This is a genomic window from Streptococcus oralis subsp. oralis (assembly GCF_002096595.1).
Taxonomy (GTDB): domain Bacteria; phylum Bacillota; class Bacilli; order Lactobacillales; family Streptococcaceae; genus Streptococcus; species Streptococcus oralis_D.
In genome coordinates, this window is the sequence record NZ_NCUR01000010.1 from 624,512 (window position 1) to 637,963 (window position 13,452).

Sequence of the window (13,452 nt, forward strand, 5' to 3'; positions counted from 1 at the left end):
CTATAGAGAGTAAAACACTATTGCATCGATGGAGCCTTTTTGTGAAGAATAGCTCCTCTATGAATAATCAAGCAAAATCTTTCTTATCTCAAATGTACAAATTAAAAAATAGAAACTACTAACAATCGCGTCATTGTTCGCAAACGAAACGCTTTTGGATTTCCAAACTTTAAAAATAGAATCCTCATTGCTTTGAATATCTCAATAGAGTGCAGAAAAAGATTATTCCAATATGGAATCTCTTGTTAATTCATTACAGTTTCCAATGATTCCATCTTTCTTTTCAATTGTCATTTATTCTCCAAACAGGCAAAAAACGATAACGTCCTTTAAAGGAGTTATCGTTTTTGTATATCGTCAGATAAAGTTTGATTTTTATTGAGCTACATTCGATTAGTTTCTTCCGAAGTTTTGACCTCTACCATCGCGGTCAAAATACATCCAACTTCCATCTTCAAGTTGAATCCATTTGCTTCGAGCCATATCCCCTGAATTGGCATCGAAATATCGACTAACTCCATTCACATCAACAACTTTTCCTTTGACTTGCTTGCCGTCTTGCGTGAAATAGAGAGTCTGTTGACCAACCTGCTGCAAGCCTGTCACTGCTTTTCCAGTTTGATCAAAATAGTACCACTCATTTGGGGAACCTTCGACAAACTTGTTGGTTGCCATCTCTCCTGAGTTAGCATCAAAGTAACGGATACTCTTATCTGAAAGTGTCACGATTTTGCCCTTGACTTGCTTGCCATCTTGGTCGAAGTAAAGTGTTTGTTTGTCAATCTTTTGAAGGCCTGTCACTGCTTTACCAGTTTGGTCAAAGTAATACCATTCGTTCTTGGCACCTTCTGCAAACTTGCCGACTGCCATTTCTCCTGAGTTGGCATCAAAGTAACGGATGGATTTATCAGCCAAAGTTACTACTTTACCCTTGACTTGCTTACCATCTTGATCAAAGTAAAGTGTTTGTTTGCCAATCTTTTGAAGACCTGTCACTGCTTTACCAGTTTGGTCAAAGTAATACCATTCGCTCTTGGCACCTTCTGCAAACTTGCCGACTGCCATTTCTCCTGAATTGGCATCAAAGTAACGGATACTCTTATCTGAAAGTGTCACGATTTTACCCTTGACTTGCTTGCCATCTTGGTCAAAGTAAAGTGTTTGTTGACCAATCTTTTGAAGACCTGTCACAGCAACTCCATCTGCTCCGAAATAGTACCAATCACTTGGGTTATCACCCTGAGCAAAACGATTAATAACAGCATTTCCTGAATCCTTGTCAAAGTAACGAAGTTTGCCATCCTTAGCACTCACAATCTTGCCCTTAACCTGATAGCCGTTTTCATCAAAGAATTGCTGTCCATCTCCTATCTTGACAAGACCTCGAGCCATAACGCCCTTGGCATCAAAGTAACGCCAGTTTTCACCATCAGTAGTGTAGTAACGGTTGAGAACTTGGGCACCAGTTTGATCATAGTAGTACTGATTACCATTTTCATCTTCACGGATAGAATCACGAAGTTGAATACCATTCTTCAAGAAATAAACGTGCTTGCCATCAATTTCATGAGCACCTGTTACAAGATAACCTCGTTTATCGAAGTAATACCAATTTCCATTTTCATCTTGGATAAAGGAATTTTTAGCTTGATAACCACTAGTTGAATAGAACTTAGTACCATTGGCATCACTAACAAATCCTGTGTAAGCATTCTTATTAACTAATTGCTTAGGCAATACTATCTCGCCATTTCTGTTAGTGAGATAGTCGTTGCTAGCCCAGTCTTTAAGAACATAGTAAGCACCACGACCTAAGATATTGGTACCATTGAAGTACTTAGCCGACCACTTGGTAATCTTCTCATCTGTTGTCATCTTTTGACCATTGGAAATCTGTACTCGTTCAAAGATTTCTGGATATTTAGCTTTGAGCTCATCTAAGAAGGCGCCACCGTACTTACCTTGGAAATCAGTTCCATTGGTCTTACTATTAGCTACATAGAGTTTTTCCTTGATTTCTGCACCTTCACGGTAGGTTCCGTAGTTGTTGACACGTGTTGCTGTTACCACTTCCTTACCTGGTAGGTTATAGATTTGGTCTGGTACCCAGTCCGCGATGGCTTGGATATTAACACTGTGAAGCGCACGAAGAGCATTGAGCAAATCTTTTAAAGAACCATATTTATTGTTCTTGCTCATCGCCATATCATAGCGGTCTTCAAAGGCATAACCATTCTGAATGATAGAATCTAAGAAAGTACCGTCTTGGCTAGATACATACTGAGGTGGTAGCTCAAATGAAGTTACTCCCCATTCCTTGAAGAGGTTGACATTTTTAGCAATAACTTTATTGGTATATTGGTCATCGCGGGTTGCAAAGTCTTGGAAGTTAGAAAATCCTTCGTAAATCAACTGAGAATCAAGGGCTGCGCTAGATTCGTAGACCTGACCACTAGCGTTTTTCTTCTTGCTTGCTGTTGTACGAGCATCCTGATCTGCCTTAGCGCCAACTGGTACCCAAACAGCCAGATATCCAGAAACCTGTACATTGCTATAGCCTGCAATATCATTCATATCAAAGGTTAAAATACCATTAGCATCTGTCTTCTTCCAGAGCGATTGCGGCACTTCTTCGTCAGTTAGATAGCGGGAAATGCCATCTTTGGTCGTCAAAAGCACAGGGCGATAGTATTGATTCTTGTGGGCTGCTCCCATATTGACTTGCAGTTTATCCCATTCGTTCAGTTTCAGGTTAGGGTTGTTAGAAGCAATAACAGCCATCCCTTGGGTACGGGTTTCTGCTGTTCCTTCATCTGTTGCTTCATTGGCACCAGTACCGTAGCGAACAGAAGTCAAAATACCATTGTAAGACCATTTATCAGCCTCACGAGGTACACCCATATATGTGACTTTCATGTCTTGTCCACCTGCTACATACTTAATACGAGCACGCAACAAGGCATCGATAGCGTCGTGGTAAGGAGATTTTTTCTCCATGTATTGACCATCATCGGTATAGAGATCACCATAGTAGACCCGAGTGATAGAGTCTTTATTGGAGAGCATGAGAGCATGAGCAGTTGGGATGTTGAACTGCGTATATTTCTTGTCCGCCTTGCGCATATCTTCGTTGTAGATCTTGAAGGCTTGCTTGAGTTCATCCATGGTAAAGGTCAAACCATCCGTATTTGGATTGATATTTTCTCGAATGATGTCGGCAATAACAGTTTGTACTTCACTATCATGAGCCCGAACAAAGATATAGTTAGCCATTCGTTCGCCATTTTTCTTTTCAGAAGAACGGTCATTTAGACTATTTGTAATCGTTGGCTCTACTCCGCTACGGATAGATAGATTACGCATGAATGAATAAAGCAAGGACAAGCGTAGCTTGTTGTCAATTGCTAGTTGAGCACCCTTAGTATCTTTGTTGTAGTCAGGATCGTTATCAGACCAAGCTTCCAAGATAGACAAATGCTTAATAGCTTCTTCTTCACTTTCTCCAACCTTGTAGCGAGACTTGAAGTAGTCAGATGCGATTTGGAGCAAGTCTGCGTTGACATTGTCCACCGCATCGACACGAACTCCATCAAAATTAGCAGTCGGATCATTGGCTACGATGCTTCCAAAGTTCATCATAAAATGCAACCAGTTGAGTTGTTCGGCCTGAACAGCTGGATTAGAATTGTCAAAGTCGTTAGAGAGCAAGAACTCATAACCACCGTTTGACTTGTCAATGAAGTACTTAGGGGTACCTGTTTGACTAGTAGGGGTACGGTTAAGCAGACGGAACTTAGAGTCAGCATGAGAGCTCTTCTCATTATTAGTATAAAGCAAAGCTCCACCCTGCAAGTGGTCCTTTTTAGTACCAGTTGTTTCAGACTCTGACTTGATATTCCAGTTTGGCTGGGTTTTGACAAAGGCACCCATCAGCGTTCTCAACCATTTGGTATCGCCTTCTTTACCAATTTTTTCCTCAATTTTGCGCTGAACCTGCTGAGAAGCACCTGTCAGGAGAGCTTGTTCTACTTTGTTTTCAAAAGCACCTGCTCCCAGACCTTGCTGGTTCATATAGTTGAGGTAATTAATCTGAGTACGTTTATCAGGCCACCAAGCCATCAAAAGGGGACGTAAGTCTGTTTCTGTCGAAGCCGTCCATGTTTTTCCATCTTTTAAGATGAACTTTGGACGATACCAGCTATCTGCTGTCAAATAACCGTCTACAGTTTCGATATCCTTGTCAGTCGTACCGTAAAAAGCATTCTTTTGAGAGAATTCATTATTGAGACTGCTGGTTCCTTGTTGGAACTGATATTCATTTGAATCAACTAAGGCACCGGTTTCTGCATCAAAATAAAGTATTCTCCCATTAAGTTCAACTGCAAAGTTCTTTTTAACTGTACCATCGTCCTGAACATAGTAATTTTTACCATCAATGGTCTTAATATGAGATAGGACATCATCATCATGGTCAGCATTTACAGGTGCAGGTTGAGCCTGATCTGCCACCATTCTTTCAGCTATTGCTCCCTGTTTTTGAGCAGGTTCGGGCAAGCGATCTTTCTTTGCAACCTTTGGATTTGCAACAATCTTGTCTTCAACAGCCGTTTTTTCTCGCTTGTCGCCTTCTTGGTCTTGGGCAGTTGTTGGCCTTGCTTGTTTATTCTGGTCTGCTACTTCAGTTTTAGGAGTTTCTGTGATTGCATTAGCAGCTTTAACTTCTTCAGCAACAGCAGCCTTTTCTGTAGATGCTTCTTTCGTATCTGCTGGTTTAGCAGGCTCTTGAGCATTGGTTTGAACTGTTGCTTCTGTATTTTCTGCTGGTTTAGCAGGCTTTTCACTAGCAGCAACATCGTCTGTCACCTTGTCTGCAGGGGTTACTTTTTCTGCTTCTTGCTCAGATGCTATTTTAGCTTGGGCTGGAGTTTGCTGACCCGGACCACTAGTCTGAGCTGTAGCAGGTTCTTGAACTACAACCTGCTTTACATCATCCGCATGGACAACGCCTGATTCTAGACCAAGTACCTTTGGTGCTACAATAAGGGCCAAGGTAGTCAAAGCAATGGCTACCCAGTTTTTCTTAACTTTATGCATCTTATAATGAATCTTTTTCTCCATCATAAAGCCTCCTTCTGAATTTAGTATAAAGTTACGCTCTTATTCTAGTATATTTTTCAAAATGATCATTTTTTGTTGCACATCTACAACTATGAAAGGCAAATTCTTTCAAACTGTTCTTTAAGCTTTTGAGCAACACCAAAGGAATCTAAAAATTCAAAAAAAGATAGGCATTGCTCGATGTCACTGAGAGCATTGGTATTCCCAACCTTGTAGGAGTAAAGAGCCCTATGATACTTAATCAGCGTTCGATCATATAGATCTGTTTCAGGAATTTTAGAGTGGTCGAGATAATTGAGAAACCTCATAGCAACTAGCAGATGGTTTCCTTCGATACAGACGCTAATGACATTAAGTAGCATCTTGATAATACGGCGGCGATTTTCAGGTAGGTTATTATAAAACTGGGTACGATTGATCATCTCACTAGCGAAGGTTTCCAGCGTTTCCAAGGTCATCAAATCAACACTGTTTGTAAAAAGCCAGAGTTCATAACGTCCCCACTCCTCAACAGAAAAGAGATGATCCGTCAGGAATTCAATATCCTTCTTGCTAATCTGAAAATCTGAGCAACAGGAGGACAAGAGGGCCCTGACAATGATTGTATTGAGTTTATAGTTTTTCTTCTCAGGAAACTGTTCGGTCAAAGCTTCTGAGCTTGACAAAATATTTTGGAGCTTGACAACATTGTTTTCCTGATATGCATCAGCTACTTTTTTTGAGAACAGCACATCATCTGAATCAATGTAATTATGGTAAACATACTGAAACTCCTCTAGGGAAACGGCCATATTTTTTAAACAGCAATAAAAAGAATCAAGTGTGATTCCATTGACTCCCCGTTCAAAACGGGATAGCTGAGCCACGGAAATATCACCAGCAGCTACCTCTTTCAGGGACATTTTTTTTGATTCTCTAATGACTTTGAATATTTTTCCAAAAGTTTCCAACATATCACTCCCCCAGTTTCGTATATGCAAAAAATTCTTACTAATTTTAATATACTAGTAACACGTTTCAATTACATTACAGAGAAAGTACTTTATATTTCAAATTAATACAAGCAGATTAATTCACACGATAAAGTATCTTAATATAACATTTGTTGAATATTCTATCTTTTTCAAGAATCTTTTGATTTCAGAAACAATCTGAAGTATTCTATCTAACAACTTGAAAACACTAACATTTCTAGAGATAGATTTCCTTCTTATGCTAGACAAAGTTCTGGACAAAACTTGATTGATTTATAAAAGATTGATATAAAATCGCAAGACAATCATCTGAAACATTTTTTAGACATAGAGTAAATAAAAAAACGAGAGTCCGCCTCTCGTTTTACTGTTGATTTCCAAAGACATCTCGATAGAGCATGCCGTCTCGTAAACTTTCTGCATCTCCTCCCAACTGCTCTACCAACTCATAGGCAAAGGCAAGGGCAGTTGACGGTCCTCGGCTGGTTGTTAGATTGCCATCCACAACTACTGTTTCCTTTCGGTAAATTCCATCACTGATGTTTTCCTGAACACCGTCATAACAGGTGAAGTGCTTGTCTATCAGGACACCTGCTTGATGAAGGACGATTGGAGCTGCACAGATGGCTGCAATTTTCTTTCCTGCTTGGTTAAAGGCTTGAATCTCAGAAATGAGGGCTGGATTATCCCGTAGGTGAGCTGAGCCTGGCATGCCACCTGGAAGAACGAGCAAGTCATAGTCGGATAAATCACCATCAAAGACACGATCGGCTGTTACCTGAATGTCATGTGATCCCGTCACCTGCTCCTCAAATCCTACCATATCACAGGAAATGTTTGCTCGACGCAAGACATCGACTACTGTCAAGGCTTCGATTTCTTCAAAGCCATTTGCTAAGATAACTGCTACTTTTGCCATAGCGACCTCCTTATTTGATTTGTTTTAGGATGACTTTTTTTCGTTTGAATGAAATCTTCCCACTCTTTTCTTCAGCTAGATTGGTCTGGTAACTCATAGATAAGAGGAGACCAACTCCGATAAGGTTACTAATAATTGCGGACCCCCCTTGAGAGATGAAAGGTAAAGGAATCCCTGTCAGAGGAAGCAAGCCAGTCACTGCGCCAATATTTTCAAATATATGGAAGAGCAGCATCATGATAAAGCCAGTCGAAATATAGGTATAGAACTGGTTATTTGATCTGAGCGTAATCTTCAACATCCGATAGATAAGAAGTAGGTACAAAGCAATGACAAATACTGAACCAATGAAGCCGAAATCTTCCGCAATTACTGTGAAAATCATATCACTCTCGCGTACTGGAATGAGGAGATTGGACACATTGAAACCTTGTCCAAACAAGCCACCACTTCCAATCGCAATTTGTCCCTGCGCCTGTTGATATGTTGTTGTTTGTGCAAAGTCAAAGGGATTGAGCCAAGCCAAGATGCGGTTGATCTGGTAAGTTGGCATCCCAATCTGATGCAAGAAGGCACGTCCATCCTTGCTTATAAAGATGGCCATGAAGCCTGCAACAGCAGTCACTCCTGTCGCAAAAACAGGAATGATAATCTTCCACGAAACACCTGAAAGGAGAACCATACCGGAAAAAATAGCTACGAAGACCAAGGCAGTCCCCAAGTCACTTTGTAGGGCTAAGAGGATCAAGACTGGGATGGTAAAGGCAATCATCCAACCAATCAGTAGGAAATCCAAGGGAATAGTCCGTCGCCATTCCTTGTGTTTTTGAGTGAATCTTACAATGGCTCGAGCCAACATCAAGATATAGGAAATCTTCATGAATTCCGATGGCTGGAAAAGTGTCGTTCCACCAATCGATACCCAGTTCTTGGCACCTGTTGACGCTACAAGATTTGGATTGTAGAAAACAAGAGGTAGGACCATCAAAGCTAGCCCTAGACCATAAAGATAGGGAGTCACCTTCCATAAAAACTCGGTATTAAAGAACATGACCACAAAACCAATGACAAGCCCCAAGGAAATCCAAGCGATTTGCTGACCTAGAATTGGTAATACATTATTTGGATAGTCATGACTAACTGCTATATAAATGGCCACTACTCCAATCACCAGTAAACAAAACACTGGTAGGAGGAGGCTATAATCGACTCGAGAGTCGAAGGAACGTTTCATATTTTTTACCTTTTCTCTTTCTTGGATTTTTCTTTCATTCTATTGCAACGAGATTGGAGAAAATCAGCTACAGCAGGCTCTAGCTGTTCTCTAGAAAGAACCTGAACAGCCCTTTCTTTTGACAAGGCCTGAGCGATTTGTTTGCCGTAACGCTTGCTAACGACACGACTATCTAAGATAACAGCAACCGAACCTTGGTCAGATCTTCTAACAGTACGGCCCAGAGCTTGTTTTAGCCGAATGATCGCCATCGGCAACTGATAATCATAGAAAGGATTTTTCCCTTCTTGACGCAGTTCTTGGTTTAATTTTTTGGTTAAAGGCTCTTGGGGATTTTGGAAAGGCAATCTCGGAATCACTTGAATCACGCAAGGATGGGTTGAAAAATCAACCCCTTCCCAGAAACTACCTGTTCCAAGCAAGATCTGGCGTTCGCCCTTTTCAAAACGTTTTTTCAGTTGGCTTGGTTCCCCATTTTTATACTGAGCTAGATGCGGTTGGTCGAGCAGGTCCGAAACTGCCAGCAACATTTCTTTTGAGGTAAACAAGACCAATAAGGGTTCTTGAAAGGCTTGTAAGCTTCGAATGACAGAAGCCACTTCACTAGCATAGTCAAAAGGCGAAACTTCTGTCACAAGAGGAAAGTCATTGACTAGAAAGACTTCTTGTTGCTCCTGCTTTGCTACATCAAGCCTAACAAGTGGAGCTTCTGAAAAGCCCAATAAATCTGCTAGGGAAACCCGATTGCTGATTTCAAGAGTGGCCGATACTCCTAGAAGTCTACAATCTTCTGGCAATAGGTCTGCTAGTATAAAGCGGCCTTTTTTGCTTGAACAAATCAAGACATCCTTGCTCGATTTCTCTGCTGTAGCAAGCCAAAATTCACGGTCCGAGGTGAAAAAGTTTGCAAGCTCTCGATACTCTGGGAGAGCTAACTCCGAAAAATGCTGGCGCAAGTGTTCGAGAGAATCCAACCACTTTCCATTCTTAAGACCTGACTGATAGTGCTCCATCAAGTAACGACATTCAAAACCTATACTCTCAAGCAAGCGTTTCTGAACCAAATCTTCCTCTGACTCTAAGGACTTTTCAATTTGAGTTACAAGTTCCTCAAGGCGGTAAGCCTGCTGGGCTAGATTTTCAAGGGCTAGCAGCATTTTTTGAGCTTCATCCAAGATCACCAAACGGTTGTCGATAAACTCTGGATTGTCTTCCAAACGTGTGACCAGATAGGCATGATTAGTCAAGAGAACGCGACTGGTCTTGGCCTTTTCCTGCCCTCGTTTCCAAAAATCCTCTGTGGCAAATAAACTTTTCTTTGAAAGCTTGCCATCGTGGACTAGTTCTGGCAGAAAGTGCTGGTAGCGATAAAGTTGGCCGATTTCATCCAAATCACCAGTCTCTGTCTCCGTTAGCCAGATGAGCAGTTGCATTTTAAAGCGTGTGAAAAGGCGATTGGACTCAGATCGATGGAGAACTCGGTGAAAGGCATCCAGTTTTAAATAATTTTGAGGACCCTTGAGACTATGAATCTCTATATGAAAAACCTCTTTTAAGCGCTGACCTTCTTCTTGCATGATCTGATTTTGAAGAATTTTGGTCGGAACGCTCACTAGGATTCCAGCCTCACTCTCCGAGTTCAAAGCTGGAAGGAGATAGCCGTAAGTCTTGCCCAGTCCCGTTTGAGCTTGGATAAAAGAAGTCTGGTATTCTTCCAATAAGTGCTCAATCTTCTCCGCAAAATCCAGCTGTTGCGGACGCTCCTCCAGCCCCAATAAAGAAATGTTTTTAGCAAAGTCTTTGGATAACTTTCGTGGGACTAAGGCTTTGCTTTCCTTTTTGAGGAAAAGCCCATGAAGCTCCATCAAGTCGGGCGAAGATAAGAGAGATTGTTGCTGGTAAACCTCCTCAATCACCAGATAACTTTCATAGAGAAGGTTGTCTGCAAGGTCTAACAAGCTTTCTAAAAGCCCTTTAGGTAGCTCAAAAAGTTTTTGACGCATGTAAAGCAAGAGTTCTGCTGTCGCCTGAGCATCTGACAGGGCAGTATGGGCATGTTCCAGCTCAATGCCCAACTCTTGACAAAGGATACCTAAGTTATACTTTTCAAACTGAGGATACAGAACTTGGGCTAGCTCAACTGTATCCACCCGCGGTGTACGCAATTCATATCCTTCAAAAAAGAGAAATTCCGCAAGAAGGTTGGCATCAAACTGTACATTGTGCGCAACAAAAATACCGTCCTTAACCAATTCAAAAATTTTTCCAGCCACCTGAGAAAACTCTGGTGCCGCAGCCAAACGCTGATCGGTCAGACCCGTTAATTCTTTGATATGAGAATCCAAGGGTTCATGGGGATTGACATCAGTCGCATACTGATCGATGATGTCACCATTCTCAATCACCACAATGCCTACTTGAATAATTTTTGCCTTGCTTCCGGTGCTGGTCGCCTCTAAATCAACGACCACATACCGATCATTTCTTGCATTCATCATTAAAAATTATATCAAAAAAAGCATGATTTGACACCCCTCAACTTTGATAACAATCTCGCTTTCCTTGCGAGTTTGAGTAAAAATCAAGACCTTAAAAGAGAGAATTTCACGCAAGTTCAGCAGTTGGTCGCTGGTTCTGAGGTATTTGAAAACTTTATCAACAAAGCTACATCAACATAAAAAGACAACCAAGATATTAGCTGCCTTTTTGAGATATTTTTTTCATTGTTTTCGGAAGAGCCTTGCTAATTTCTGTTGGCAAGACAAGGTAGTTTTCTTGAGCTAGTTCTTGCGCAATAGCTGAATGAAGGTGAGTTGCTGTCACCACTCTCTGATAGAGACTGACTTGGTGAAACTGACCTGCAAAACCTGCAATCATCCCAGCCAGAGTATCTCCCATCCCACCAGTCGCTTGATAGGGACCTCCAACCTCTAACTGATAATATTCAGGCTGACCAGCTTTCCAGATACGAGTTGCTGGACCCTTCTCGACTAGAATCGTTCCTTGAGGAAAAGTAGAAAGAGCCCTAGCAGTCGTCTCTTTATTTTGATGGTCAAGAACTATACCAGACAGTCTTTCCCATTCCTTTTGGTGGGGAGTTAGGATGAGCTGACTGGAAGGAAATGGTAACTGGCCGTTTGCTAAGATGCCCAAAGCACCGCCGTCTGCAATCAAAATCTGGTCTTTTCTAAGGCTGTCAAAGACTCGTTTTACGAGTTCTTCTCCAAATGCATCCTCTCGCAAACCCGGACCTAACAAGACAACTTCTGCCTTTTCCAACTGCTCTTTTAACAATTGCTGGTCTTGAAGAGAAAATGCCATGGCCTCAGGTAAATGACTGTGTAGAGCAAGGATATTTTCCCTATCTGTTCCAACGGTCACCAATCCTGCACCACTTTTGACAGTTGCAATGGCTGACATGATGATAGCTCCCCCATAAGGATAGGTCCCTCCCAGCAAGAGCAGGCGACCGTAATCTCCCTTATGACTGTGACGAGAACGTTCAATAATGACTTTTTCTAGTAAGGCTTGATCAATCACTTTCATCTTTTTTCCTCAACTATCCTTTATCTGATTGTTTTAAAACAACTTGATAGACTTTCTTAGTCCACTCTTCTAAGTCTTCTCCATCATGGTCAAGATAATACACCCTATCTAGTAATCGACTTGGAATAATATTTTCAAAGTGGCACTTATTATGAGTTGGAATAATGCAAATATACAACTCACTTAATAAATTAATCATATCCTTAATTTTTGCAACATGGTAACCATCAAAAATATAACCAGGAACTTTAATCAAACCTGTATAGATAAAATGAAAACTTACTCCAGGAATAAACTTATCTTGTAATTCTTTCTCTGAAGGAGCTCGACCTAATAAACGCTCCATCGCCAATCGATAACCAGAACTTGTATTTGACCATCCTAACATGACATAGTCAAAGTAATCTATCGGATCAGATGCAGCATTTCGACTATCCAAAACCAACTCCTCAGCATCTCGCCTAAAGGCTTTCACAGCAGATAAGAGCTGACCAGTTTTAAGAATAGAAATCGCTGCATCTACAGTCGTAGTATGGCTACAGTAGTCTGAAGTCACTAACCTCTTATGTAAATCATAAGTCGAGGCTACTCTTTTATCTGTAGGGGTAAATGGTGGCAGAAAAGGATGCTGACAGAGGTAATCTAAAATTTCTTTTTTTAAACAAGAATCAGTACACTCGATACTTGTTTGACGTTTATGAAGTTTTTCGTAAGCTATAAATTTAGCAATTTTTTCTAATTCCCACTCTTGAATATTTGGATAATCAATTAGTGCTAAGTGATATATTCCATCCCATTGCAAACTATATTCTCCATTGTAAATTTTTAAAATCATCTAATCACCTCTCTCCATTATACTACAAAAGGAGGTTCAGACCTCCTTTTATCTATTTTCCCTTAAATTCCGCAAAGGTCTGTAAGATTTTAGCTGCCACTGCTGGAGAAGGTTCTCCTTTTAGCTCAAACGTTTCATCTGCATATGGAGTAAGGCCAGCAAAATCTCCTATCTGGACAGAGTAGAGAGATGTTTTAAACAGTTCAATATCATTTTGGTCATTTCCAAAAGCAATGAAGTTCTCCCCACATAACTTTTCAACAGTTGTCGCCTTATGAGTATCCAATGGGTTAACATAAAGGCACTTTTCATGAGCATGATAGGACAGATGAGCCTGCCCCAGTCTTTCTAACTGACCTAGCAGGTCATCAAGCAAATCCTCATGGTCTCCCATATAAACGACTACCTTAATCGGAGTACCCAAGTCCTCAAGTTTCTGATAACGAGCTACCCTTAGGGGATCCACGCTGGAGATGAATGGAATCTTCTCCACGATCTGACCACTATAGTCAAAGCAATCGTCCACAAAGAAAGGGAGATTGTAGGTCTGGCAATAATCCACTAGCGCCTGATAAACTCTAGCATCGAGATTTCTTTCATAGATAGCTTTCCCCAGATAATAGGCTACGCCACCATTCAAACCTATAACCAAACGCTGACTGAGTACAGGACCCAACAAGCCCAAACAATCCCGATAAGAGCGAGCTGAGGCAAACACAAGCTCATGCCCATAATCTTCAGCCTTTAAAAGAACCTGCTGAATCTCCTCATCTATGGTCATGTAGTCAAAAGATAGCGTTCCATCCAGGTCAAATACGAATTTCAT

At 41.1% G+C, this 13,452-nt stretch carries 8 protein-coding genes; all 8 read right to left on the reverse strand.

Going from position 1 to position 13,452, the window contains the following annotated elements; translation table 11 throughout:
• Positions 1–393: 393 nt before the first annotated feature.
• The gene (locus B7714_RS07495) at positions 394–5,121 is read right to left on the reverse strand and encodes a glycoside hydrolase family 70 protein (RefSeq protein WP_084860130.1); all 4,728 of its coding nucleotides are present in this window, start codon (positions 5,119–5,121) and stop codon (positions 394–396) included.
• 86 nt (positions 5,122–5,207) lie between these two features.
• Positions 5,208–6,071 carry a helix-turn-helix domain-containing protein gene (locus B7714_RS07500; RefSeq protein WP_000894366.1) on the reverse strand — a complete coding sequence of 288 codons (864 nt, stop codon included), beginning with the start codon at positions 6,069–6,071 and terminating at the stop codon, positions 5,208–5,210.
• A 385-nt stretch (positions 6,072–6,456) separates the two neighbouring features.
• Positions 6,457–7,011, reverse strand: a complete 555-nt coding sequence (locus B7714_RS07505; RefSeq protein ID WP_001140920.1) for a DJ-1 family glyoxalase III — start codon at positions 7,009–7,011, stop codon at positions 6,457–6,459.
• 10 nt (positions 7,012–7,021) lie between these two features.
• Positions 7,022–8,245: an FtsW/RodA/SpoVE family cell cycle protein gene (locus tag B7714_RS07510; protein ID WP_000830417.1), complete on the reverse strand. Its 1,224-nt coding sequence runs from the start codon at positions 8,243–8,245 to the stop codon at positions 7,022–7,024.
• A gap of 5 nt (positions 8,246–8,250) precedes the next feature.
• The gene (locus B7714_RS07515) at positions 8,251–10,740 is read right to left on the reverse strand and encodes a bifunctional DnaQ family exonuclease/ATP-dependent helicase (protein ID WP_164497049.1); all 2,490 of its coding nucleotides are present in this window, start codon (positions 10,738–10,740) and stop codon (positions 8,251–8,253) included.
• A 199-nt stretch (positions 10,741–10,939) separates the two neighbouring features.
• The gene (locus B7714_RS07520; RefSeq protein WP_000863001.1) at positions 10,940–11,791 is read right to left on the reverse strand and encodes an NAD(P)H-hydrate dehydratase; all 852 of its coding nucleotides are present in this window, start codon (positions 11,789–11,791) and stop codon (positions 10,940–10,942) included.
• 13 nt (positions 11,792–11,804) lie between these two features.
• Positions 11,805–12,626 carry a phosphate ABC transporter ATPase gene (locus B7714_RS07525; protein ID WP_084860132.1) on the reverse strand — a complete coding sequence of 274 codons (822 nt, stop codon included), beginning with the start codon at positions 12,624–12,626 and terminating at the stop codon, positions 11,805–11,807.
• Between the two features lie 52 nt (positions 12,627–12,678).
• A complete protein-coding gene (locus tag B7714_RS07530; RefSeq protein WP_084860133.1) occupies positions 12,679–13,452 on the reverse strand; it encodes an HAD hydrolase family protein in 774 nt (257 codons plus the stop codon).